A 23,405-nucleotide genomic window follows, 5' to 3' on the forward strand; every position below is an offset into this window, starting at 1 on the left:
TGGCGCGGTTGACGGGGCTCGAACCCGCGACCCCCGGCGTGACAGGCCGGTACTCTAACCAACTGAGCTACAACCGCTCACTGCCGCCGGGCTTGGCCCTGACGTAGGATGCCTTCTATGGCCGCACCCCAGCCCCGTCAAGCGGTTTTGCCCGCCCATTCGGGCAATTTCGCCCGCCCTCGCGCCATGGCCTCACTTGTCCGGCAGCGGGATGAATTCATCGCGGTCCCCCGGCGGCAATTGAAAGCGCCCGTTGGCCCAATCCTCGCGCCGCCACGCCTCTTTCGCCTCTTCGATCCGCTCTTTCGACGAGGCCACGAAGTTCCACCAGTATAGCGCGGCCCCTCCAGCGTCTCGCCGCCCAGCAGCATCAGCCGCGCGCCCTTGGGCCCCGCCGTCACGTTGACCCGGTCGCCGGGGCGAAACACCATCATGCGGCCCGCCTCATGCCTGTCCCCGGCCACCGTGATCTCGCCCTCGACCACGTAAATCCCGCGGTCCTCGTGATCGTCGGGCAGAGGCAGCTTCGCGCCCGGCTCCAGCATCGCATCGGCATAGACCATCTCGGACGCAGTCTCGACCGGGGCGCGTTCACCGTAAGCCGAGCCCAGGATCAGACGCAAAGTCTTGCCCTCCCCCTCGATCACCGGCAGGCGATCGGCCGAAGCGTGGACGAACTCCGCCGCGCGGTCCTCGTGATCCTTGGGCAGGGCGACCCAGGTCTGAATGCCGAAAAACGGCATCGGATCGGTCTGTGTCGCATCGTCGGTACGCTCGGAATGGGTGATGCCGTGGCCCGCCACCATCCAGTTCACCGCCCCCGGTTCGATCCACTGATCGGTTCCCAGGCTGTCGCGGTGGTGCATCCGCCCGCGATAGAGGTAACTGATCGTCGCCAGCCCGATATGCGGATGCGGCCGCACATCCATGCCGCGCGTCGGCAGAAACTCCGCCGGCCCCATCTGGTCGAAAAAGATGAACGGCCCCACCATCTGCCGACGTGGCGCCGGCAGGGCGCGGCGCACCTCGAACCCGCCCAGATCGCGGGCGCGCGGCACGATGACGGTTTCGATTGCGTCGACCTCGTCGCCGGTCGGGCAATGCGGATCGAGGGCGGGATTCCAACTCATGACAATGTCCTTTCTTCGTCTCTGAGGACGGACTATATGGCCTTCGCACTTACGCACAAACTGGCGATTAAAACTACATCCTGCGCGTCAACGCACAAAGCTCAGTAAAAATCGTCGAACCTGCCGCGCTGGCGCAGCCGCGTCTGGCGCAGCGTCTCGACCAGCATCGCCGTCAGCAGACCAAAGATCAACAGACCGTTGGCCGCCGCCAACCCGCCCAGCAGCCGCCAGTCCACCGGCAGCAGGATGTCGCCGAACCCCAGCGTGGTAAAGGCCACCAGCGCGAAATAGACCGACGCCTCGAAGGTGACGAAGATCCCCAACGCCCAAAGCGCCACCGCCCAGATCCAGACCGAGGCCGTCATCATCAAGAGCGTCCAGAGCATCGCCAGCGACAGCACGGCAATCAGCTTGGGCCCGTGCGGCGGACGCGTCACCCAACGGTGGCTGCGCACCAGGATCAACTCCAACACCCACCACGACCATGCCGCCGCCAGCGCGGTGGCGGCGATCAGCACACTGCCAAGGAGAAGCTGAACGATCATGACGCAGGTATCGCACACCCGCCGCCGGGGTCAATCGCTTGCGCCGCGCACGCCTGGGCGGCGGCGCCTGATGGTTCGGCCCGAAAGGTGCGGAAATGGTGGGTGATGAGAGACTCGAACTCCCGACATCTTCGGTGTAAACGAAGCGCTCTACCAACTGAGCTAATCACCCGCCGACGCGGTCTTTAGCGGGCCAGCCTCGGCGTATCAAGCCCCTTGATCGGACGCCCCTGCTCGTCCGGGCCGCCGATCCAGCGACGCGGCCCCGCGCCCTTCTGCCCCAGCCCGTCACCGGGATTGTAAAGCGGGCAGGTCTTCAGCGACAGACAGCCACAGCCCATGCAATGATCCAGCTGGTCCTGCAGGCGCTGCAGCATGGCGATGCGCCCGGCGATCTCGTCACGCCAGAGCATCGAGGCCTGGGCCCAATCCTCCTTGCCCACGGCCGCACCGCGCGGGACGCGGTCGAGCACCTTGCGCACCTCGGCCAGCGGGATGCCAAGCCCCTGCGCCACCCGGATCACCGATACCCGCCGCAGCTCGCGCCGGTCATAGCGGCGGTGGTTGGCGGGCGTGCGCCAGCTTTGGATCAACCCCTCGGCCTCGTAATAATGCAGGGTCGACACGGCCACGCCGGCGCGGCGGGCCATCTCGCCCACGCTCAGATCGCTGGGGACGGGTTTGGCGGAAGACTTCGGCATTGGCGCTTGACCTCAAGTGAACTTGAGGAAGCAAGGTACCTCCATATCGCGAATCTGCAAGGAGAAACCAGATGCCCGCCCAAGACCTCGACGCCTTGTTCCCGCTTCGCCCCCGGCGGCGCACGCTTTTGGACAGGCTGCGCAGCGTGCTGCGGCAGAAGCGGCACGCGCGCGACACACTGCGCCGCCGCGACCGGCTGAGCCGGCAGCCGCATTTGCAGCGCGACATCGGGTATCCGCCCGAGCCCGGCATCTCGGGTCCCCACCGCATGGATCGGAGACCGAAATGCTGAGCCTTCTCAAGAGCCTCTTTGCAATGCCGCACCGATGCGCCGACCTTTGCCGCGACGTGCAGAACGAGGTCAGTTCGATCCGCCACCGCGATCAGATCGACCGGATCCTCGACCGCTGAAAAGAGGCTGAAAAAGAAAAAGCGCGCCGGCGGGCGCGCTTTTTCAGGGAATTCATGGTGGGTGATAAGAGATTCCTCGTGGACAACCATAACATATTGAAATATTTAAAACAAAAATGCGCACATACTCCCCAATACACCCTGATTTACTCCCCCTCGCAGTCTCATTTAACCCCCGGGGTCGATCCAACCAAGCCGATATCCAACAGGCGAGATGTGTTCGGGTTGATCAGAAGTGACAGTACTGTCAGGCTGCTTCTTGAAACTTGTTAAGTGCGTAAGGATTGGTATGGCAAAGTGCATTAGAGGAGTAAGGGGGTAGATACGTTCATCCAATGCCTTTTAGCAAAGAGAAACTCGACAGAGTCAAAAGCACGATCCAAGTGATACTCGAGGCTGGGCGACCGAAGGAATGGGAACGACAGTTTCTCTCGGACATGCTCACGAAGCTACAGAGGCATGGACAGAATACAACTCTGAGCAAGAAGCAGTATAAAATGCTGATGGAACTAACGGGTGAAAGCAACAAACCGAGTGAGAGACGCAGGCAGAAAGGTACAGTTCTGAAGTCTCGGCTTCCCGTTACAGTAGCTGTCGTTGTTTTGCTGACAGCACTGTTGATTGCCCAAGGAGATGGGGTTCTTGGCTTCCTTAAGGCCGAAACCGACGGCCCAAAGTTACCTACGATAATCAGGCATTCGATTGATCCAACACCTACAAGCACTACCTCCCGCCTGTCGTCCAGAAGCATAACCGTTGTTGATGGCGACACCATCAGGATAAGAGAGCTAAATGCCTCCATACGGTTAGTCGGCTTCAACACTCCCGAAACCTACGATCCGGTCTGTGATGCTGGCCTCGCCCTAGGAAAACGGGCAACAGCAAGGTTGAAGGACTTACTACGGAGCGCCCAATACATTCAGTTGGAAATTGTTCCGTGTGCCTGTCTCCCGGGAACTCAGGGGACTAAAGACTGCAATTTTGGAAGACAATGTGGCAAGCTTAGTGTTGATGGCAGAGATGTCGGCAAAACATTAATCTCCGAAGGACTTGCCGCACCATTTACGTGCGGAAGCACCTCTTGTCCTCCCACACCGCGCCCATGGTGCCAGTGACAGCCGAAAAATGCCAAGGACATGTCTGCGATCCCGGAATTCGCTCGCCTAACTAACGGCGCCCAAAAATCGCCCCATTTGCGTGTGATCCTCAAAAAAATATGAGGATAGAGCAGATGCATTCAGTCTACTCAGCTGATCTTGAGAGGAACCGGATCGCTCGATCCGTGCAGCGCGTTCTCCTGAATGGGCTGGTATTCACTGCGTTGTTCATGACGGTTGCGATACTTGGCCTGGCATTCATTAACGCGCCGCAAAGCCAAGCTTTTATCCTCGACCTGCCGGGTCCCCCGCAGACGATGAATTAGGAGATGAGGCTCTCCCTTCTAAGTTACACTTCCATGCACTAAAAACTGCGGTTGCTGAACAGCCTTCGAGAGCGATCCGTTTGAAATCCTTAAGTTGCAGATCAGAGTAGATACGGCGGTGGGAGAATCCGTTCGCGTATAATTCTGAGGGTCCCATCGACTGAGGAGGAACCACACGGAAGATCACTAGCATCCGTTGTTTGACTTGCGTGCTCAAAGATGCGCGTCCAAGGTACGGCTTCTTGTCGATTTCTTCAGGCTTGAGGCCACGCTCTGTAGGTCATTAAGAAAGATCAACCGAACCGGATGCTGCCAGAGCGTTGCAAGCAATAGTAAGCAACATGTCCAAAGTACAAGCCGCACAAATTTTCATCAATACCGATGCAAATCTTCAGTATTTCAGGTTGTCCTGTTGCTTAGCGCAGCCTGATGCTGAGTAAAAAAAATGCTCATGCCAGCTTACAACTATCTGAAATAATTATGAAAATTTTGGCATCTTTGCCCTTGCGCGAAGTACCTGAAATTCTAAACTGTTGATCATTAACGAAAAATACGTTGGAATGGGATCGATTCTTGTGCTTCGGCACTCTGATAAAGGTGATTTAGATGAAGTCGTCGTTGAAGTTTGTTGGCGTGATCTGCGTATTTGCCCTTTCCGCATGTGCGACTCCGCCGGAAAAGATTAAACCTAATGAGCTCAGCCCGTTAACCTACTCGAAGTACTCTTGCTCCACTCTTAGACTACATGCAATACGCGTCGATAACTCGCTAAATTTGGCATCAGGGCGTCAAAGGGATGCTGCCAAGAAAGACGCGTTTAGAACTGCTACAGCTTTCTTCATTTTCTGGCCAGCGGCGTTCCTAATCGATGGCGGTGATGACAACAAGATTGCAACGCTGAAAGGGCAGGCCAACGCCCTTCTTGAAGCTGCAGAGCGCAAAGGCTGCATCGGATAACCGTTTCAAAGTCTGCTCGCAACTCTTGTTCGCAGGCACTAGGTATACAATCTTGGTATCATGTGGGTAAGTCGCTGGGGGAATCCGTTCTCGGATTGCTCTGAGCGCTCCATCTATCCGTTGAGTATCCTATGAACACTCATCCGGCTGATACCCATGCTCTCCGCGATCTTGTAGGTGGACAACCCCTCAGACCTCAATTCCCTGACCTTCTGGCGGTCAATGGATGGCTTGCGTCCCTTGTAAACGCCCTTTGCCTTAGCCTTGGCGATCCCTTCAGCCTGACGCTTACGGATGATGTTTCTCTCGAACTCAGCGAAGGCACCCATCATCTGTAGTTGCAGCTTGGCAAGCGCATCATTCTTGTCAGCCGAGAACGTTAGTCCCTCAGTTACAAACTTGATCGTGGATTGCTTTTCATTGACGGTCTGAATAATGTCCTGAAGGTCCCGAAGGTCTCTTGCCAGCCGATCAATCGAGTAGACCACGACAACGTCACCTTCTCGAATGTAGTCAAGCATGGCCTGAAGCGCCGGTCGATCTTTGGCAGATTTTCCTGACAGCTTTTCCTCGAAGACCTTATCCACCTGGCCTAGTTCCTGGCGGTCCAGGTTCTGATCTTCAGTGCTGACGCGGCGATATCCAACGATTGCCATGGCAATAACCTCCAATGGTAACATTGGATACTAGACTAAAGTGATTCTAGTAACATTGGCAACAAAAATAAGCCTAATGATACCCCCTTTCTGGTAACAGAGGGATAGTAACGGATGCCTCTAGTCAAATGTTGGCTCTTGCATAGACTACCGCCAACCAAGGCCGCTAAGCTGGGTGAACTGTGATTGAAGACGAAGAACCCGAACTGATCTTTTCCGACCTGTCAGGCACCTTTGCTGTCGATGGTCATGTGCTTGAGGTCAACATTGTCCGCTTGGCAAATAAGCCGGGCTGGTCACTTGAGGTCGTGAACGAGCGTGGCACTTCCACAACATGGGATGACCTGTTCATCTCTGATGGCATGGCCTGGAAAGCCTTCGAGGAATGCGTTGAACAAGAAGGTGTTGAGGCTTTCTTCGCAGAAGATGAACTGGACGAACCTGATCATACCCTCCACTAAACCCCCAGGGTGGAAATGGGTTTCTGCTAGACGGCGGCACCCACCTGATGAAAGCTCATCCCCACGGCGGAAATTGAGGCGATTTGCGTCAAGCCATCCTTAACAGACGGTAGGGCTGCCTGTGAGTTGCCATTACTGGGTAGGGTTTGTTAGTGCTCAGCCCAAAACTGATGGATTCCAACAACAGCAGAGGGAATGTCCTGAGCGGCTTGATCAAGGCTCTCGGCAATCTTCTCCTGGGAAATCCCAAGCTCAGAGGCACCATTTTCATCCAGTAAGTGGTAGAGGATTGGGGTCATTAGAAACCCATGTGTGCCACTCTCGGTGAGCCTCAGCCATTCCTTGGGTCGTAGGGCGACTGCATCCATGAACCCCTCACATCAACCCATTGCGATCACATGGCCTTCCTTGGCCTCCCAGAAGATAGGTTCGACCTCAGGTGTCTCGCTACAAAGCCCTTCAACGATATTGACGTAGAGCACCGTGATCATCCGCAGCACCCAAGAGGGCACATCTCTGGGGTCACCTCCAAGGGCAACTGGAACCCATTCCTCAGCAGCGATCAGCACTGGAGAACAGGCGATCCCGTGCATGAACCCATCAAGGTCCGATAACATCATGCAGTTCTCGGGGCTGTCATCTGAGGACAGGTAATTGTCCAGGTCTTCAAGGTTCATTGAGGCGGCAATCCCGTCTGCTGTGCTGCACGATGCCAGGATGACAGATTGCTCCGAAAATGACCAACTCACCGCAGTTGGGTTCTCTAGTTACGACCTATGACGGCTAGAGCACCAGTAGCTGCTTCCACCGACACCAGACATTCGCCAAAATTAAGGCTACGACCGGAGCGCGGACAAAGTGTGAATTCGCTGCGGTCGCGCCAAGGTCTGGTTGGACGTTCGATAGACAGTGCCTAGCTTCAAGCGCATTATGATCTAGACGAGCGATGCTCAACATGACTAGACGAACATTTCAGAAATAACTTGATGGATTTAGCGAATTGAAAAGAAGCAAAAAAGTACCTCTGAGCGAAGATGACCGGTCGGCTATGTTGGTAGCGGCACGGGAAGCTATCGCCTACCGATCAGATTTAAAATCATCATCTGTGAAACCGGATTTGAGACCCGCCGATTTCGCTTCGGATTTTGATACCTCGCTTCCCATCGAGGGAGCGCCTGCTTCTTCGGTTATTGAGGATTTGATAGCTATCGCAGGCAAAGGGTTACATGGCCATGCGTCCCCGCGGTTCTTTGGCTACGTCTGCGGAGGATCAATGCCAGTGGGTGCGGCTGCAGATTTTCTTGTGACCTCCTGGGGACAAAACGCTGCTTCCTCATGGGAAAGCCCTTCCGCTGCTGTCATCGAACAGACTGTTTGCCAGTGGTGTCTGGAGCTTCTTGATCTGCCACTGGACAGTGGTGTTGGTATTGTCTCGGGGGCGACCGTGGCCAATACGCAAGGCATCATCGCCGCTCGGGATACGTTGCTACAGCGACAGGACTGGGACGTTTTCGAGAACGGTCTTTTTGGAGCGCCTGACGTTCCTGTCCTGATCGGTGAAGACGCCCATTCTGCGCCGATGGCCGGTTTACGCTATGCGGGCCTCGGGTTGGGCCGTACGAAGCGCCTTGCGACAGATGATCAGGGCCGTATCATCATTGAGGCGCTTCGTGCCGAATTAGAGGCCTGCAAAAATCCGCCACTGGTTATTCTCCAAGCAGGTCAAATCAATACAGGCGCTTTTGATCCATTCGCGGACGCCATTCCGATGATCCATGAAGCAGGCGGTTGGGTGCACGTCGATGGCGCCTTTGGCCTCTGGGCTCATGCTGTGCCCGGTTTGCGGGATCGCTTGGCAGGCGTCGATGGTGCCGACAGTTGGGCGGTCGATTTACACAAATGGCTGAACGCGCCCTATGATGCGGGGCTTTGTATCGTGCGCGACCGCACCGCGCTTGTCTCGTCAATGAGCGCGCGCGGCGCATATTTGCCTGGGCTTGGTGTAACATGGGAGCCGAGCGATTCTACGCTTGAACTCAGCCGCCGTGCGAGGGGTATCCCAAGCTACGCCATCATAAAGCATCTTGGGGCCGATGGCATTCGCGAGATGATCACGCACCATTGCGCTCTAGCGAAGCATTTGGCGGATCGCTTAAGTAACGAGCCGGGCATCGAAATCATGAATGACGTCGTGCTCAACCAGGTCGCCATTGCCTGCGAAACGGACGAAAAGACCACTAGGGTTCTGGAGCGTATCCAACAAAGAGCACGCGTTTATCCGAGTCATGGGGTTTGGAAAGGAAGGCAGATCATTCGCGTATCAGTCATCAATCACGCAACGGATCACGGAGATATTGACCTTCTTATTGATGAAATACTTGATGCAAATCGAACTGCGTAAGAGTTTCTGTCTTTGGTCTCGCATGCCTTTAAGGCTCACACAGATCGTCAAGACAGAGGCACCAGTCCTTCTCGACGTCCGGTGAAGACGAGACCAAAGCAGCCATTCATACGAGGTGCAGCATCGGTCGTTCTGGGCTCTTCCAAGACATCTGAGCAAAATGATCAGATGACCGCTGGACGGCGGTGAACAGCCGTCAGAGCCGACGAAACCGCAGAGACACGCTCGAACGACGGCTTCCAGTGGTACCGGACGTTGGCGGCAATCGAGGTCAGGTCCGGATTGCGGACAAAGCGGACCTTACCCTTGAGGAAACATTTGTTGTCTCCTGAGCGCCCGATCAGTACCCTTGCGGAAAGATTAGATGGAGTGGTGTTATGAGATTGCCCTTTTTGGTTTTCCTTGTTGCCATGGCGGCGGCACCCACCACATCGGCACAAGATGCCGTCTACGTCATCCGCCATGCTGAGAAGGAACTCAGCGGAGACGATCCCGCAATCACCGAAGAAGGCAAAGCGAGAGCTTCTGCGTGGGCGGAAATGCTGGCATACGTAGGTTTGGACGTCGTGTTCACCTCAGATGCGAAACGTACCCAACAGACAGGGGCGATAATCGCTGAAAAACTGGGTCTACCTTTGAACTCGGTGAACCGTGCCGATACTGCCGGACTGATCGACGCGCTCAGTTTCGATCATGAGGAGGACACAGTTCTGGTTGTTGGCCACGCGGAGACGATACCCGGTATTCTTGAGAACCTTGGCACATTCGAGGATATCGACATTAGCCAAACCGACTTTGCAAATTTGTTCATCTTACTCCACCCCGGTGTGGACGAACCTCGTCTAATCCGCATGCGGATGCCGTAAGGGAAAAAAGTGAATGGCTGTGCGTCAAGCTTTGTTCACTCGGCGCTATCCAAGGTCAACTTCGGGCTCAAGGCAGTCATCTGAGCCTTTGAGTCGGATGACCGGTTCACCGCGAAGAGCGTGATCTGCCCGCACGCATCCCATCGGGAGTAACACCGTGCTTCAAGTGCGGTCGGAGGGGAGGCATATCTCATCTAGTTTGGCTCATCCCTCTGCACGCGAAAGTTAGCCAACGCTTTATCCCAAAGCATTTGGAGTAACCTGCCAGTGGTCTGACTTCCCTCACGGCGCACTTAGGCTGCTTCAGTACAATCCTCTTTCTCTACCAAGATGCTGGAGGGCCTATATATTGGCATTATCAGAATGGTGGATACCACATTTTGACCGCTGGAAAACTGCTTAAGGTTGGCTTTGCTGCTCCTCCAAAGCAATCCACTCCAAAAGATCGCGGCTGGCCCCTAGGATTTCAGGTGTAGCTGGAGCCCATGACTCCCCTTCAAGGGGTGTTCAGGCTGCTCAAATTCGTCTACACAAGGGACCAATGTCTATTAGCTTTGCCCTTTAACATATGGATGTCTGGCACTCACGACCCCTGGACGTTCACCGGTGGTCCACCCATCCGGAGGTTAATGCCTTTGTGGAAGAGGTTTACGATAGTCTGACCGATGAACAGCGTGAGGCCATCAAGGGGAAAAGCAATAACCGGGGGCGTGCATCAGGGGAGGTTCATCTGAAGGTCCTGCTTGTCGACCTTTACGTAGCCTGGAAGACTGATCCTGATCTTTGTATCGGTGTGGCAAGGGGCAACAGCGCTTACTCAGTTAACAGCCGTTACAACGCTCTGCATATTTCCAGTCGTATCCCCAAGATCGTCGATGCCCTCGTCGAAAATGGTTTCCTTGACTTCACACAGGGTAGCTATCACAGAGACGGCACAGTAGGACGTAATCGGACTTCCCGGATCAGACCTACGCCCAAGCTGGTAAAAATCTTCTCTAAGGCAAGCATTGAACCTTACCAAATAGACCTGCACCACAAGCAGGAATGCATAATCTTGACCAGTAAAGACAAAGTTCCCGACAGTGACGAAGAGGTTAAGAGGACCACGATTGAGTACCAAGACACTCCTGAGATCATCGAGATGCGGGAGCGATTACAGCGATACAACGAGTTCCTGTCAGAGACTTACATTGACATACCTTCACTGACTGATCCTTGGATAACGCGGACCATGCCCGACGGACACGTCCAGCGCATACCCACAGGGCAGACCAACAAGTTCGTTCGACGCATTTTCAGCAGGAAATCCTGGCAAATGAACGGGCGGTTCTACGGAGGCTGGTGGCAACAGATCGGGAAGGACTTGAGGAAAAAGATTGCCATCAACAATGAGCCAACCGTTGAGATCGACTACAAGGGGCTTCACGTCTCAATTCTGTCAGCCCTCAGAGGTGCTCCTGTAAAGGTTCAAGACAGATACAAGCTCAAGAACCATGTCTTGCCTGACTTCACGATTGGTCAGCAAAGGGAAATTGTTAAGTCACTCGTCCTCACAGCAATAAATGCCAAATCCCATAAAGCTGCTTACGATGCCTTCCGAGATGGGCAACCGAACGGCTCTCTGGAAAAGAGGTTAAAGAACCTTGAGCTTGAGCTTCTACTAGAGTCGTTTGTTGATGAGAACCCACATCTTATTGATGACCTTTGCTCTGACAAGGGGATCAAGTTGATGTACCTGGACAGTCAAATAACTGATAGGATAATATCTGAATTTATTGAACACGAGTGCCCCATACTCTCAGTTCATGATAGCTACATAGTTTCAACATATTCTGTGGATAACCTCAGCAAAGCCATGTCGAATGCTAGCAAAGAGATTGTTGGGCAAGACCTTTCATTTGAACAATCAGTACCAGGGTATAATGATGTCCTTAGAATGAGGAAAGATGATCGAGACGCATACTTGGACGTATTCAGTGAGGTTGTAGCCATAAAAGATAGAACACAAGAGTATCAGGAACGACTGTTAAGCTTTATGGACTATAGAAAGAACAACTTCCCACACACATACTGGCTTGGTTAGGTCCCTCCATCAACCATTACTAGGAAGAGTTGGATTGTAAGGGAAGAAAACTCATGCTGACCATTGTGTCTCGGGGATACATTTGCCTTGGCGATATCCAGTTATCTCCACAGACGCGCGGAGAGGCTCGCTGAGTGGCCTTCCTTCTTTTGGACATAAGGCTGTCAGATGACTCTAGATTGCTCTCCTGATGGCGCTGAGGGCCATTTTAGGGCAATGGTCGCGGGTGGGCCTTGTCACTGGTCATAACCAAGGATGATCGACGCTATTCAGGGCCTCCAAGCGGACCTTGAGTGACGGACCCGATCCATACTTGCCCGCGCTGTCGCCTTGAGCATGACCTGTGATAAAGTCGTTGACCTCTTTCGATACGCCGGAGTCACGCAGAAGATCTTTGAGCGTTCCTCTGAGGCCATGTGTGACCTGCTTCTCATGATCACGTATTTTCCGAATATGGCGACCCAAGGCTTGACTGGCCTTCTTCTGAGCCTTGCCATCTTGGTCCAAAGGATAGGAGAATAAACGCCCCTCCCCTTTCTTTGGTAACTTCTGGAGCAGCACATCAGGGATTGGAACGAACCGTTCTGAGCCACCAGTTTTTACGATGGAGTCGCGAAGGTCGAAGTGTGGAACATCTGCATCTGTCACCACGTCCTCCCAAGTTAGCAGAGCAGCTTCATCGAGTCTCATCCCGGTGGTTATCAGGATCATAAACATGAGCCGATCTTGGTCAGGCATCTCAAGTTCGAACAATTTATGCAGATGACCTTTCTCAAAGGGCCGGTAACTCTGCTTTTTGGAGCCATAACCCTTGAATGACATGCGGTCACTCCAAGGGCTTTGCTCCAGATAGCCGTTTTCTACTGCCCAATCGAGGAGGCCCTTGTTGTAACTGACAGCAGCCTTGATTGCGGAATTGGATAGCCCTAGCGAGTCCATTGCCCGCGCTAGGTCGTAAGCATCCTTCTTCTTGATCTCGCTTAGGTTTTTATCACCGACGAGTTCGATGAAACGCTTTACATAACGTTCCGCCTCCCGTCGTGAACCTTCCCTGTTCCAACGCCTTTCTTTTAGGAACTTAGGGAGGAGCTTTGAGAGAAGTTCGGTACTCTTCTCTTTTTCGATGCCCTCAAGCGTATCTCGAAGGGTAACGGCCGCCTCTGATTTGTTGAAGTTAGGATCATGTGTCAGCCCCTCAGCAACCTTACGGATCGTATCTAAGGCAGAATCTATGAAATCTTGTACCTGTTCATCTTCAGAGACCTCTGCAAGCTGCCTTGAGCTGACCTTGAACTCGTGAATGCTTGCAAGCTCAGGGGCGACTGAAACAAGACGCTCTATCGCATCTTGTAGCGGGTATCTTTCCGGCTTCAGATCGCGGTCGAAGCCATCATAAATCTCTTGAGCGATCCCATGCATTCTCTGCCTGGCAATGCGCTCGTCGGTCGTGTTGGTTGATTTCTTGGCCTGTTTGCCGCCCTTCTTCTGGAGGGCCTTCGGCTTTGTCACGTAGACGTACCAACGATTCCCTTTTGATGGGACTTGAACCAATGTCGGCGGATGATAATCCCCTGCCATACTCCCCCTCGTACTCCCTCTTAACTACCCTCAGGTAGCTCAAAGGCTATGAAAATAAGGGAAAAAGAGCAATGAGAGGAAATGGTGGGTGATAAGAGATTCGAACTCCTGACATCTTCGATGTGAACGAAGCGCTCTACCACTGAGCTAATCACCCGGTGCGCCAGTTCTTAGCGTCACTCCGCCGCCTGTGCAAGAGGCTCCGTCGGCTTTGATCCCTTGTCTTCGGGCTGACGGACGCGGGCGTTGATCACCTGGCCGTTCACGCCCTTTTTAAGCCGCGTGACCTTCATCTTGCCGAACGGCGCGACGTTGAGTTCGCGGCCATCGGCCAGCGCCTCGCCCAGAATGGCCAGCGCCGCTTCGATCGCCGGCTTGGCATCGCGTTTCTTGACGCCGCTGCGGGCGACGGCCTGTTCCACCAGCTCTTTCTTGCGCATCGCGGGCTCTGGCGAAGAGGGCACGGTGACCGTGCCTTGCCCTGCCGTCTCGGCGGCGGCTTCGGGTGCGGATTTATCGGCGGTTTCCGGTGCTGCGGCGGCTTTTCGTGCCGTGGTTGTTTTGCGCGTGCTCGTGCTCCGCGTGCTGCGGGTCGACTTCGGTTTTGCTGTGGTCATTGGCCTGCCTTGCTCGTTTTTATGCGGGTTTTCCCACGTTTTGGTGTCTGATTTACTCAGCTCTGACGGGAATATAACAGAACCTCGGCACGAATCCAGTCTGGACTTGACTTGCACGGGCCTTTCGTAGTGAAAGTCAATTAAAAATACAGGCAACCCAAGGATCAAAAGACATGAAAAAAGTCGCCATCTTTGCGCTCGCCGGGATGCTGGGCACCGCTGTCCAGGCCGGCAATCTCGAGGACCCGGTCGTCGAGCCCACGGTCATCGCCGAAGCCGCCGCCGAAAGCAGCGCGCCCTCGGCGGCGCTGGTGCTGGGGCTGACGGCCCTGACGCTGTTCGTGACCGCAGCGTCCAAGTAACCCCGCTCGAACGAAAAAACCGCCGGGCGAACCCGGCGGCTTTTCCGATTTTCCAACTGCGCTTAATGCGCGACGGCGCCAGGCCCCTGGCTGTCGGCTGACAGCTTTTGCGCGGCGGCCTCTTCTTCGGCCGCCTCGTCCCATTCGATGGGCTCGGGCGTATCGATCAGCGCCAGCTTGAGCACTTCGGACACGTGTTCGACGGGGATGATATCCAGCCCCTCCTTCACATTGTCCGGAATGTCGGCCAAATCCTTTTCGTTCTCTTTCGGGATGAGAACGGTCTTGATCCCGCCGCGCAGCGCCGCCAGCAGCTTTTCCTTAAGCCCGCCGATGGGCATCGCATTGCCGCGCAGGCTGACCTCGCCGGTCATGGCGATGTCCTTGCGCACCGGAATGCCCGTCAGCACCGACACGATCGACGTCACCATGGCCAGACCGGCCGAGGGCCCGTCCTTGGGCGTGGCGCCATCGGGGACGTGCACGTGGATGTCCCACTTTTCGAACTTGGGCGGTTTGACCCCGATCTGAGGCGAGATCGATCGCACATAGCTCGACGCCGCGTCGATGGATTCCTTCATCACATCGCCCAGCTTGCCCGTGGTCTTCATCCGGCCCTTGCCCGGCAGCTTCAGCGCCTCGATCTGCAACAGATCGCCGCCGACCGAGGTATAGGCCAGCCCGGTGACGACACCGATCTGATGCTCGTCCTCGGCCAGGCCATAGCGGTATTTCCGCACGCCCAGGAAATCGTCCAGATTGTCCGACGACACCACGACCGTCTTGTCGTCGCCCTTGACGATCTTGGTCACGGCCTTGCGCGCCAGCTTGGCGATCTCGCGTTCCAGGTTCCGCACGCCCGCCTCGCGGGTGTAGTAACGGATGATGTCGGTCAGCGCGCCGTCGGTCACCTCGAACTCGGTCTTTTTCAGACCATGGTTCTTGACCTGCTTGTCCAGCAGGTGCCGCTTGGCGATCTCCAGCTTTTCGTCCTCGGTGTAGCCCGACAGCGGAATGATCTCCATCCGGTCCAAAAGCGGGCCCGGCATGTTATAGCTGTTGGCCGTGGTCACGAACATCACGTTCGACAGGTCGTATTCCACTTCGAGATAGTGGTCCACGAAGGTCGAGTTCTGTTCGGGGTCCAGCACCTCGAGCATGGCCGACGCCGGATCGCCGCGGAAGTCCTGACCCATCTTGTCGATCTCGTCGAGCAGGATAAGCGGGTTCGTCGTCTTGGCCTTTTTCAGCGCCTGGATGATCTTGCCGGGCATCGAGCCGATATAGGTCCGGCGGTGGCCGCGAATCTCGGATTCGTCGCGCACGCCGCCCAGCGAAATGCGGATGAACTCGCGCCCCGTGGCCTTGGCCATCGACTTTCCAAGACTGGTCTTACCCACACCCGGAGGGCCGACAAGGCACATGATCGGGCCTTTCAGCTTTTTCGAGCGCGACTGCACGGCGAGGTATTCGACGATCCGTTCCTTCACCTTCTCAAGCGAATAATGATCTTCGTCGAGGATGCGCTGCGCCCGGCCCAGATCCTTTTTCACGCGCGACTTCACGCCCCACGGGATCGACAGCATCCAGTCGAGATAATTGCGCACCACCGTGGCCTCGGCCGACATCGGGCTCATATTCTTGAGCTTCTTGATCTCGGTCTCGGCCTTTTCGCGGGCTTCCTTGCTGAGCTTGGTGTCGGCCACCTTCTGCTCCAGCTCGGCGACCTCGTTCTGGCCGTCCTCGCCGTCGCCCAGCTCCTTCTGAATGGCCTTCATCTGCTCATTCAGGTAATATTCGCGCTGGGTGCGCTCCATCTGGCTCTTGACGCGGGTCTTGATCTTTTTCTCGACCTGCAGAACCGACATCTCGCCCTGCATCAGGCCGTAAACCTTCTCCAGCCGCTCGCTCACCGCCAGCGTCTCGAGCAGCTCTTGCTTCTGCTCGGCCTCGATGCCCAGGTGGCCCGCGACCAGATCGGCCAGCTTGGCCGGTTCGGTTGTCTCGCCCACAGCGCTCAGCGCCTCTTCGGGGATGTTCTTCTTGACCTTGGCATACCGCTCGAACTCATCGGCCACTGTGCGCAAAAGCGCGTCGATGGCGGCCTGATCGCCGGGCATTTCGGTCAGATATTCGGCATGCGCCTCGAAGAAGGACGGGTTGTCGAGATAATCGACGATCCGCACCCGCGCCTGACCTTCGACCAGCACCTTGACGGTGCCGTCGGGCAGTTTCAGCAGTTGCAGCACATTGGCCAGAACGCCGGCCTTATAGATGCCGTCGCTGTCGGGGTCATCCACCGCGGGGTCGATCTGGCTGGCCAGCAGGATCTGCTTGTCGTCCGCCATCACCTCTTCCAGCGCGCGCACCGACTTTTCGCGCCCCACGAACAGCGGCACGATCATATGAGGGAACACGACGATGTCGCGAAGCGGCAGCACTGGGTAAGATGTATTGAGTGGCTGTTGCATGCTCATTCCTTGTTATTGGCAAGACGGACTTGGCCCCGCTTTGCGGCAGCGCTCGCCGTCTCCGGTCTCGGGGGATAAGGTGGGGCGCACCCGCCCGCTTTTCAAGCGCCTCCCCCCGGCCCGCGCAGAATGGCGGGACGGGCGGCGGGGTGCAAGCGGCATCCTTGAGCGTCCGGGCGGAATTCACGGACAGCCGGTGTTTTTTGCTGTAGCCTGCCCGCGGTGCAGAGCGAAACCGAGCGAAGGCGCGCGCGATGGATAAAGACCCGGTCGAAGGCTGGCACCACATGCCGGCGGTTCCGCTTGAGGTGTCGCCGCTTTTTTCTTGGCCGCTGCGGCCCGGGGCGATCCTGCGCTGGGTTTGGAATTCGTGGTTCCTGATCTCGGAAAAGCTGATCCTGGTGGCGCTTGCCTTTGTCAGCCTGACGTGGCTCCAGCCGCCCTTGTCGGAAACGGCAACGCCCGCCCTGCCCTGGATGGCGCAGATCTGGCTGCGCAACCTCGGGCTGATGCTGCTGGTGGCGGGCGGGCTGCATCTTTACTTCTACACCTGGTCGGCCCAGGGCAAACGGCTGAAATACGACCCCCGCCCGCTGATGAAGAACGGACGGCAATTCACCCTCGGCGGTCAGATCCGCGACAACATGGTCTGGAGCCTGGGCAGCGGCGTTCTGGTCTGGTCGGCCTACGAGGTGCTGATGTTCTGGGCCATGGCCAACGGCTACGCGCCCGTGCTGACTTGGGGGCAGTCACCGCTCTGGTTCATCGCGCTCTTCCTGCTGATCCCGGTGTGGGAGAGCTTTTATTTCTACTGGATTCACCGGCTCTTGCACGTGCCGTTCCTCTACCGGCATGTCCACGCGCTGCATCACCGCAATATCAACGTCGGCCCGTGGTCGGGGCTGTCGATGCATCCGGTCGAGCATGTGATTTTTCTGGGCTCGGTGCTGATTCACTTCGTCGTGCCCGCGCATCCGGTGCATATCCTGTTTCACATGATGTACCTGACGCTGACGGCGGCCACGACGCATACCGGGTTCGAAGGCGTGCTGATCAAGGATGAAAACCGGCTGCGGCTGGGCACCTTTCACCACCAGATGCACCACCGCTATTTCGAGTGTAACTACGGCTCGCTCGAAATACCCTGGGACAAGCTTTTCGGCTCGTTCCACGACGGCACGAAGGCGGCGCAGGACCGTATCCGCGCGCGGCGAAAGCGTATGGGCGCGGAGTGACGATTCCGGTTGCGCGGCTAGTCATTTCATATATTCATGAATTATGGAATCAATACTTTTCGAACGCCTCTCCGTCCTCAGCCATCCTCAGCGGATGGCCATTTTCCGGCTGTTGGTCCGGCGCTGCCCGGATGCCCTGCCCGCCGGCGAGATCGCGCGGGTGCTGGGCCTCAAGGCCAGCACGGCCTCGGTCTATCTGGCGGCGCTGACGCGGTCGGGGCTGATCCGGCAGACACGGCAGGCCAGATCGCTGCTCTACCAGCTCGATCCGCAGGCCGCCCAAGACATGGTGTCGTCGCTGATGCTGGATTGCTGCCGGGGGCGGCCCGACCTGTGTGCGCCGGGGGCCTTTGCCGATCCGGTCGCAGCCGAGACAGGCGGAAAGATAAACGTGCTCTTTCTTTGCACCGCCAATTCCGCGCGCTCGATCATGGCCGAGGCGATCCTGCGCGACCTTGCCGGGGACCGGTTCAACGCCTGGTCGGCGGGGCTGCATCCCGCGCCGCAGCCGCATCCCGACGCGCTGGCAACGCTGCGCGCGCATGGGCTGGACACCGAGGGGCTGCGCTCCAAGACGCTCGACAGCTTCCGCACCGCCGAGGCCCCGGCGATGGATTTCGTCTTTACCGTCTGTGATCTGGCCGCGAACGAGGATTGCCCGGCCTGGCCCGGCCAGCCCATATCCGCCCATTGGGGTCTGCCCGATCCCGCCCGGACCCAGGGCACCGATATGGACCGTCGCCGCGCCTTCGAGGAAACCTTCGCGGCGCTGCGCAGCCGCATCGGCGCCTTTGCCTCATTGCCCCTGACCACCCTGGACCGCGTGTCGCTGCAACGGCGCGTGGACGACATCGCACGACAGACGGAGCCCGCATGACAACCTACGCCCTCAACGGCCTCGGCCGGATCGGAAAGCTCGCCCTGCGGCCGCTGCTGGAGCGCGGCGCGGAGATCGCCTTTGTCAACGACGCGGTGGGCGATCCGGCCATGCACGCCCATCTGCTGGAGTTCGACACAGTGCACGGGCGCTGGCCCGCGACCTTCGCCGCCACCGACGACAGCATCACAATCGACGGCCAGCGCCTGCCCGTCCACAGCGAACGCGACCCCGCCGCGCTGCCGCTCGATGGCATCGATGTGGTGATCGACTGCACCGGCGCGTTCAAGACCGAGGCCACGCTCGCCGCCTATTTCGACGCGGGCGTGAAGAAGGTCGTGGTCTCGGCCCCGGTGAAAGAGCCCAATGCGGCCAATATCGTCTACGGCGTCAACCATGACATCTACGACCCGGCAAGCCACCGGATCGTCACCGCCGCAAGCTGCACCACCAATTGCCTCGCGCCAGTGGTCAAGGTCATTCACGAGGGGCTGGGGATCAAACACGGCTCGATCACCACGATCCACGACGTCACCAACACCCAGACCATCGTCGACCGCCCGGCCAAGGACCTGCGCCGCGCGCGCTCGGCGCTGAACGCGCTGATCCCCACGACCACCGGCTCGGCCACCGCGATCACGCTGATCTACCCCGAACTGACGGGCAAGCTGAACGGCCACGCGGTGCGCGTGCCGCTGCTGAACGCCTCGCTGACCGATTGCGTCTTCGAGGTGGCCCGCCCGACCACGTCCGAAGAGGTCAACGCCATGTTCAAGGCCGCCGCCGATGGCCCGCTGAAGGGCATCCTGGGCTATGAGGAACGCCCGCTGGTCTCGACCGATTACACCAACGATCCGCGGTCCTCGATCGTGGATGCGCCCTCGACCATGGTAGTGAACGGCACGCAGGTGAAGGTCTACGCCTGGTACGACAACGAATGGGGCTATGCGCACCGGCTGGTCGATGTCGCCCTGATGGTGGGCCAAAGCCTGTGAGCAGACCCGACGGTCTGGCCGCCTATATCGCCGTGACGGCGGCCTATTGGGCCTTCATGCTGACCGACGGCGCGCTCAGGATGCTGGTGCTGCTGCATTTCAACACGCTGGGCTTTTCGCCGGTGCAGCTGGCCTATCTCTTCGTGCTCTACGAGGTGGCCGGGGTCGTGACCAACCTTTCGGCAGGCTGGATCGCGGCGCGCTTCGGGCTGACCTCGACACTCTTTGCGGGGCTTTCCATCCAGGTGGTGGCCCTTCTGGCGCTCTCGCAGCTCGATCCCGAATGGAGCATCCCGGCCTCGGTCGTCTTCGTCATGGCGGTGCAGGGGCTGTCGGGCGTGGCCAAGGACCTGGCCAAGATGAGCTCGAAAAGCGCGGTCAAGCTGCTGGCCCCGTCCGAGGGCGGCGCGCTCTTCCGCTGGGTCGCGGTGCTGACCGGTTCGAAGAACGCGGTGAAGGGGCTGGGGTTCCTTCTGGGTGCGGCGGCGCTGGCGTTGTTCGGCTTCGTCCCGTCGGTGCTGGGCATGGCGGCACTGCTGGCGGCGATCCTTGCTGTGCTGGTCCTGCGCATGCCCCCCGGCCTGCCCGGCGGCAAGAAGTCGGTCAAATTCACCGAGGTCCTGTCGAAAAACCGCGACGTGAACTGGCTGAGCGCGGCGCGGGTGTTCCTTTTCGGCGCGCGCGACGTGTGGTTCGTGGTGGGCATCCCGATCTATTTCTACGCGGTGCTGTCGGACGGCACCCCCGACAGCAAGCGCGCGGCGTTCTTCGTCATCGGCACCTTCATGGCGCTTTGGGTGATCCTGTACGGCGTCGTGCAGGCCAACGCCCCGCGCCTGCTGCGCGCCAAGGGCAGGACCGAGGCCCAGCTGATCGACGCCGCGCGCTTCTGGGTGGCCGCGCTGGTCGTCGCGCCGGCGGTTCTGGCGCTGGCGGTATGGCTGTCGCCGGATCCCGCCCCCTGGCTGACGGCACTGATCATGACGGGGCTGACGATCTTCGGCGCGATTTTCGCGCTGAACTCGTCCTTGCACTCCTACCTGATCCTGGCCTTCACCAGCAGCGAGCGGGTCACGCTGGATGTGGGGTTCTACTACATGGCCAATGCTTCGGGGCGGCTCATTGGCACGGTTCTGTCGGGGCTGACCTATCAGATCGGCGGGCTGCCGCTCTGCCTCGGGACGGCTGCGGCGATGATCGCGCTGAGCTGGCTCTGCGTCGGCCGATTGCGCCGCCCCGTGCAGGTTTAACGCGCCCCAAGCACCCCGGGAATCCACTCCGCGAAATCTGCCAAAAGCCTTTCGGACGCCACGTCGAACGCCTCGATCACCGACCGCGTCTCGGTCGAGGGCGAAAGCGCCTCGGCCACAAACGTCCGGCTGGCGACGATGCGCGCGTCGGCCTCGCGCACCAGCCGCACGATGATGCGCAGCCGCACCTCGGCGCTGTCGCCATCCGCGCCCAGCTCGGCCTGGAAATCCACCACCTCGGTGACAATGGCGTAATCCCCGCCCGGGCCAAGCGGGCGGCGGCCGACATAGCGCACCGCCTGCGTCGCCTCGATCGTGCGCAGCATCAGGGTCTGCACCATGACCGGGGTCGGCTCGCTCCACCGCACATCCGGCAGGTATTGCGCCTGCAGCGGATCGGGGCGGATCATGATCCGGTCGGTCGAGAGCGCGCCGCTGGTCGTCGGCAGCTCGACGATGACGTCGCGCGGCACGGCGCGGCGGACGGGCGCGATAGCCTCGGGCGGGCGCAGCTCGTAGACGTCGAGCGGCCTGCTGGCGTCGCCGAGCGCCGAAATCGCCGCACAGCCCGACAACGCCAGCAGCGCCGCCGCAGCGGCCAAACGGCGGAAAACAAGACGTTTCTTAGGCTGGATCACCTTCTGAACTCCGGTGTGCCGCGGTCGAGGAAAAATCGCGCCGGGTCGCGTTCGATCTGATTGGTCAGGCGGTCGAGATTGGCGATCAGCGTCCGTGTTTCCTGCGCGAGCCGAGTGTAGAGGGGCAGCGCCTTCGATGTAAAGTCCTGCACCGCCGGGGCCGAGGCGGCGGTCACGCGGCGCAATTCGGCAAAGGTTTCGGAGGCGGAGGCGCTGGCCGCGCGCAGGTCGGCGGACATTTCGGGCAGGTCCTCGGACACCCGTCCGATGGCGGCGTTAAGACTGTCCAGCGTGGTCTCGAGCCCGTCGATCATGCCCGGCAGATCGTCGTTGATGATGCGGTCCGCGCCGGTAAAGGCCTCTTCGGCCGCCGCCAGCGCGCGGTCGCCGGTCTCCATCGCGCCGTTGATCGCGGCCAGCGTGTCGTTGGCATTGGCAAAGGCACGGTTGGCCTCTTCGAGCGTGGTGCGCGACAGCGCCAGCACCTCGTCCAGGCTGCCGGTCGAGCCGGTGAGGCTGTCGCCGACATCCGTGATCACCTGGCGCGCGTTGGCCGTGGCCTCGCGGATGTCGGTCATGATCGCGGGCAGGTCGTCGTCGGCGATCCGGGCGACGGATTGAATGGCGCTCTTGGCGTCGGCGACCATGGCGCGGGTTTCCGACAGAAGCGGCGCGCCCTCCTCGGCCAGCAGCGTATCGACCCGCGCGGCGGTGTCGCCGACCGCACCCGCCGCCGCATCAACCCGCGCGATCAGCGCATTCGCGGCCTCGAGCGTGGCGCGGCTTTCTTCCAGCCGGGCGGTCGCGGTCTCGCCTGTCGTGCCCAGCGTGGCCATCAGCGCGCGCGCCTCGTCGCTGAGCGCGGTGACCTGCGCGCGCATCTCTTCGGCGGTCTGGCGCAGCTCGTCAGTTGCCAGCGTCAGATCGCCGTCGATATAGGCCTCGGTCCGGGCGATGGCGGCGCGGGCGTCTTCCAGCGTTTCGGCACCGGTCGTCAGCACGCCCTTGCCCTGTTCGGACAGCTCGCCCACCGACACCAGCGCACTGTCGGCAGAGGCCAGCACGTCGGTCAGATCGCCGGTCAGCGTGTCGAGCGTGGCGTTGAAGCGGTTGATCTGCTCGGAGAACTCGGTGACCGTTGTGGTGACGGCCGAGAAATCCTCCAAAGTCTGGGCGAAATTCGACGACGCATCCTCGATGTTGATCAGGATATTGTCGAGCCGGGTCTTGTTCTCTTCACCCAGCAGGTCGCTCAGCTCCTCCACCACCTGCAAGGATTGCTCCAGCAGGCGCGGCGCATCCTCGGACAGCGATTGCAGGGTCGAGCGCCCCGCCGTGATCTCGGGCACCGGGACCTCGGCGGTGGGCAGCAGCAAAGGCGCGCCGGGCGTTCCAGACCCGATGCCGACGAAGGACACCCCGGTCACCCCCTGCGCCTCGATCGTGGCGATGCTGTCGGTGCGCACAGGCGTTTCGGCGTCGACCTCGACCCGCACCTGGATCGTGCCGTCACGGTCGGGCGACAGGCGCACGTCCACCACCTGCCCCACCGGCAGCCCGCTAAAGCGCACGTCCGAGGCGTTGCCCAGCCCCGACACCGACGAAAAGCGGATGTCGTAATAGGCGAACTGGCGGTCCAGCTCGACCCGCGCGAACCACAGGAAGAACCCCATGATCCCCAGCAGCCCGGCCAGGGTGAAGGCGCCGATCAGGACAAATTTCGCCCGCGTCTCCAAATGCTTCGCCC

The 23,405-nt window shown here is 58.8% G+C and carries 21 protein-coding genes, 3 tRNA genes and 1 pseudogene; 12 read left to right on the forward strand and 13 right to left on the reverse strand.

What is annotated here, in order from left to right; genetic code table 11:
• The 5 genes from RXV88_RS18955 to soxR all read right to left on the reverse strand — a co-directional run bounded on the left by RXV88_RS18955 (window position 1) and on the right by soxR (window position 2,376).
• Window positions 1–77: transfer RNA gene (locus RXV88_RS18955), tRNA-Asp, on the reverse strand.
• A 60-nt stretch (window positions 78–137) separates the two neighbouring features.
• The gene (locus RXV88_RS18960) at window positions 138–1,130 is read right to left on the reverse strand and encodes a pirin family protein (protein WP_410468844.1); all 993 of its coding nucleotides are present in this window, start codon (window positions 1,128–1,130) and stop codon (window positions 138–140) included.
• Between the two features lie 101 nt (window positions 1,131–1,231).
• Complete coding sequence (locus RXV88_RS18965; protein WP_316295074.1) at window positions 1,232–1,675, reverse strand: ion channel; 444 nt, start codon at window positions 1,673–1,675, stop codon at window positions 1,232–1,234.
• Window positions 1,676–1,771: 96 nt separating this feature from the next.
• Window positions 1,772–1,847 (reverse strand) — tRNA-Val (locus RXV88_RS18970).
• A gap of 13 nt (window positions 1,848–1,860) precedes the next feature.
• A complete protein-coding gene (gene soxR / locus RXV88_RS18975; RefSeq protein ID WP_316295075.1) occupies window positions 1,861–2,376 on the reverse strand; it encodes a redox-sensitive transcriptional activator SoxR in 516 nt (171 codons plus the stop codon).
• Between the two features lie 71 nt (window positions 2,377–2,447).
• Between soxR and RXV88_RS18980 the strand changes: the two genes are divergently transcribed.
• From RXV88_RS18980 to RXV88_RS18990, 3 genes are all read left to right on the forward strand, one after another.
• Window positions 2,448–2,669 carry a hypothetical protein gene (locus RXV88_RS18980; RefSeq protein ID WP_316295076.1) on the forward strand — a complete coding sequence of 74 codons (222 nt, stop codon included), beginning with the start codon at window positions 2,448–2,450 and terminating at the stop codon, window positions 2,667–2,669.
• Window positions 2,663–2,788: a hypothetical protein gene (locus RXV88_RS18985; RefSeq protein WP_316295077.1), complete on the forward strand. Its 126-nt coding sequence runs from the start codon at window positions 2,663–2,665 to the stop codon at window positions 2,786–2,788. Before RXV88_RS18980 ends, RXV88_RS18985 begins: the two co-directional genes overlap by 7 nt.
• 2,029 nt (window positions 2,789–4,817) lie before the next feature.
• On the forward strand, window positions 4,818–5,168 hold the full coding sequence (locus RXV88_RS18990; protein ID WP_316295078.1) for a hypothetical protein: 351 nt from the start codon (window positions 4,818–4,820) through the stop codon (window positions 5,166–5,168).
• Window positions 5,169–5,281: 113 nt separating this feature from the next.
• On the opposite strand, the gene RXV88_RS18995 is transcribed toward RXV88_RS18990, so the two are convergent.
• Window positions 5,282–5,824: a recombinase family protein gene (locus tag RXV88_RS18995; protein ID WP_316295079.1), complete on the reverse strand. Its 543-nt coding sequence runs from the start codon at window positions 5,822–5,824 to the stop codon at window positions 5,282–5,284.
• Window positions 5,825–6,006: 182 nt separating this feature from the next.
• Between RXV88_RS18995 and RXV88_RS19000 the strand changes: the two genes are divergently transcribed.
• The gene (locus RXV88_RS19000) at window positions 6,007–6,285 is read left to right on the forward strand and encodes a hypothetical protein (RefSeq protein ID WP_316295080.1); all 279 of its coding nucleotides are present in this window, start codon (window positions 6,007–6,009) and stop codon (window positions 6,283–6,285) included.
• A 149-nt stretch (window positions 6,286–6,434) separates the two neighbouring features.
• On the opposite strand, the pseudogene RXV88_RS19005 reads toward RXV88_RS19000, so the two are convergent.
• Window positions 6,435–6,962: pseudogene (locus RXV88_RS19005) on the reverse strand (YecA family protein).
• A 323-nt stretch (window positions 6,963–7,285) separates the two neighbouring features.
• On the opposite strand from RXV88_RS19005, the gene RXV88_RS19010 reads away from it, so the two are divergent.
• From RXV88_RS19010 to RXV88_RS19020, 3 genes are all read left to right on the forward strand, one after another.
• Window positions 7,286–8,686, forward strand: a complete 1,401-nt coding sequence (locus RXV88_RS19010) for a pyridoxal phosphate-dependent decarboxylase family protein (RefSeq protein WP_316295081.1) — start codon at window positions 7,286–7,288, stop codon at window positions 8,684–8,686.
• Window positions 8,687–9,063: 377 nt separating this feature from the next.
• Entirely contained in the window at window positions 9,064–9,552 is a 489-nt protein-coding gene (locus RXV88_RS19015) for a phosphoglycerate mutase family protein (RefSeq protein ID WP_316295082.1), read from the forward strand.
• Window positions 9,553–10,120: 568 nt separating this feature from the next.
• Window positions 10,121–11,635: a hypothetical protein gene (locus tag RXV88_RS19020; protein WP_316295083.1), complete on the forward strand. Its 1,515-nt coding sequence runs from the start codon at window positions 10,121–10,123 to the stop codon at window positions 11,633–11,635.
• Between the two features lie 243 nt (window positions 11,636–11,878).
• Here RXV88_RS19020 and RXV88_RS19025 read toward each other — a convergent pair whose 3' ends face one another.
• The 3 genes from RXV88_RS19025 to RXV88_RS19035 form a co-directional block, all read right to left on the reverse strand.
• Window positions 11,879–13,213, reverse strand: a complete 1,335-nt coding sequence (locus RXV88_RS19025; RefSeq protein ID WP_316295084.1) for a tyrosine-type recombinase/integrase — start codon at window positions 13,211–13,213, stop codon at window positions 11,879–11,881.
• 82 nt (window positions 13,214–13,295) lie between these two features.
• Window positions 13,296–13,370: transfer RNA gene (locus RXV88_RS19030), tRNA-Val, on the reverse strand.
• A 19-nt stretch (window positions 13,371–13,389) separates the two neighbouring features.
• Window positions 13,390–13,998: an HU family DNA-binding protein gene (locus RXV88_RS19035; RefSeq protein WP_316295085.1), complete on the reverse strand. Its 609-nt coding sequence runs from the start codon at window positions 13,996–13,998 to the stop codon at window positions 13,390–13,392.
• Window positions 13,999–14,003: 5 nt separating this feature from the next.
• Here RXV88_RS19035 and RXV88_RS19040 point away from each other — a divergent pair, with 5 nt between their 5' ends.
• Window positions 14,004–14,192 carry a hypothetical protein gene (locus tag RXV88_RS19040; RefSeq protein ID WP_316295086.1) on the forward strand — a complete coding sequence of 63 codons (189 nt, stop codon included), beginning with the start codon at window positions 14,004–14,006 and terminating at the stop codon, window positions 14,190–14,192.
• A gap of 62 nt (window positions 14,193–14,254) precedes the next feature.
• On the opposite strand, the gene lon is transcribed toward RXV88_RS19040, so the two are convergent.
• Complete coding sequence (lon, locus tag RXV88_RS19045) at window positions 14,255–16,663, reverse strand: endopeptidase La (protein WP_316295087.1); 2,409 nt, start codon at window positions 16,661–16,663, stop codon at window positions 14,255–14,257.
• A gap of 254 nt (window positions 16,664–16,917) precedes the next feature.
• On the opposite strand from lon, the gene RXV88_RS19050 reads away from it, so the two are divergent.
• From RXV88_RS19050 to arsJ, 4 genes are read left to right on the forward strand one after another with little or no spacing between them, the layout of a single operon-like run.
• Window positions 16,918–17,898, forward strand: a complete 981-nt coding sequence (locus tag RXV88_RS19050) for a sterol desaturase family protein (protein ID WP_316295088.1) — start codon at window positions 16,918–16,920, stop codon at window positions 17,896–17,898.
• Between the two features lie 43 nt (window positions 17,899–17,941).
• Window positions 17,942–18,775 carry a helix-turn-helix domain-containing protein gene (locus tag RXV88_RS19055; RefSeq protein ID WP_316295089.1) on the forward strand — a complete coding sequence of 278 codons (834 nt, stop codon included), beginning with the start codon at window positions 17,942–17,944 and terminating at the stop codon, window positions 18,773–18,775.
• Complete coding sequence (locus RXV88_RS19060) at window positions 18,772–19,770, forward strand: ArsJ-associated glyceraldehyde-3-phosphate dehydrogenase (protein ID WP_316295090.1); 999 nt, start codon at window positions 18,772–18,774, stop codon at window positions 19,768–19,770. The genes RXV88_RS19055 and RXV88_RS19060 overlap by 4 nt, the downstream gene beginning before the upstream one ends.
• On the forward strand, window positions 19,767–21,020 hold the full coding sequence (gene arsJ, locus RXV88_RS19065; protein ID WP_316295091.1) for an organoarsenical effux MFS transporter ArsJ: 1,254 nt from the start codon (window positions 19,767–19,769) through the stop codon (window positions 21,018–21,020). The genes RXV88_RS19060 and arsJ overlap by 4 nt, the downstream gene beginning before the upstream one ends.
• Here the strand turns inward: arsJ and RXV88_RS19070 are convergent.
• Together RXV88_RS19070 and RXV88_RS19075 are read right to left on the reverse strand one after the other, a co-directional pair.
• Window positions 21,017–21,658, reverse strand: coding sequence for an ABC-type transport auxiliary lipoprotein family protein (locus RXV88_RS19070; protein WP_316295092.1), 642 nt, complete (start codon window positions 21,656–21,658; stop codon window positions 21,017–21,019). The genes arsJ and RXV88_RS19070 overlap by 4 nt on opposite strands.
• Window positions 21,655–23,394: an MlaD family protein gene (locus RXV88_RS19075; RefSeq protein WP_316295093.1), complete on the reverse strand. Its 1,740-nt coding sequence runs from the start codon at window positions 23,392–23,394 to the stop codon at window positions 21,655–21,657. Before RXV88_RS19075 ends, RXV88_RS19070 begins: the two co-directional genes overlap by 4 nt.
• Between the last annotated feature and the right edge of the window lie 11 nt (window positions 23,395–23,405).

The organism is Aestuariicoccus sp. MJ-SS9 (assembly GCF_032586235.1).
Lineage (GTDB): Bacteria > Pseudomonadota > Alphaproteobacteria > Rhodobacterales > Rhodobacteraceae > Aestuariicoccus.

Coding starts and splice junctions, on each gene's coding strand:
- RXV88_RS18960 (WP_410468844.1), bottom strand. CDS start 1,130: ATGAGTTGGAATCCCGCCCTCGATCCGCATTGCCCGACCGGCGACGAG.
- RXV88_RS18965 (WP_316295074.1), bottom strand. CDS start 1,675: ATGATCGTTCAGCTTCTCCTTGGCAGTGTGCTGATCGCCGCCACCGCG.
- soxR (WP_316295075.1), bottom strand. CDS start 2,376: ATGCCGAAGTCTTCCGCCAAACCCGTCCCCAGCGATCTGAGCGTGGGC.
- RXV88_RS18980 (WP_316295076.1), top strand. CDS start 2,448: ATGCCCGCCCAAGACCTCGACGCCTTGTTCCCGCTTCGCCCCCGGCGG.
- RXV88_RS18985 (WP_316295077.1), top strand. CDS start 2,663: ATGCTGAGCCTTCTCAAGAGCCTCTTTGCAATGCCGCACCGATGCGCC.
- RXV88_RS18990 (WP_316295078.1), top strand. CDS start 4,818: ATGAAGTCGTCGTTGAAGTTTGTTGGCGTGATCTGCGTATTTGCCCTT.
- RXV88_RS18995 (WP_316295079.1), bottom strand. CDS start 5,824: ATGGCAATCGTTGGATATCGCCGCGTCAGCACTGAAGATCAGAACCTG.
- RXV88_RS19015 (WP_316295082.1), top strand. CDS start 9,064: ATGAGATTGCCCTTTTTGGTTTTCCTTGTTGCCATGGCGGCGGCACCC.
- RXV88_RS19020 (WP_316295083.1), top strand. CDS start 10,121: ATGGATGTCTGGCACTCACGACCCCTGGACGTTCACCGGTGGTCCACC.
- RXV88_RS19025 (WP_316295084.1), bottom strand. CDS start 13,213: ATGGCAGGGGATTATCATCCGCCGACATTGGTTCAAGTCCCATCAAAA.
- RXV88_RS19040 (WP_316295086.1), top strand. CDS start 14,004: ATGAAAAAAGTCGCCATCTTTGCGCTCGCCGGGATGCTGGGCACCGCT.
- lon (WP_316295087.1), bottom strand. CDS start 16,663: ATGCAACAGCCACTCAATACATCTTACCCAGTGCTGCCGCTTCGCGAC.
- RXV88_RS19050 (WP_316295088.1), top strand. CDS start 16,918: ATGGATAAAGACCCGGTCGAAGGCTGGCACCACATGCCGGCGGTTCCG.
- RXV88_RS19055 (WP_316295089.1), top strand. CDS start 17,942: ATGGAATCAATACTTTTCGAACGCCTCTCCGTCCTCAGCCATCCTCAG.
- RXV88_RS19060 (WP_316295090.1), top strand. CDS start 18,772: ATGACAACCTACGCCCTCAACGGCCTCGGCCGGATCGGAAAGCTCGCC.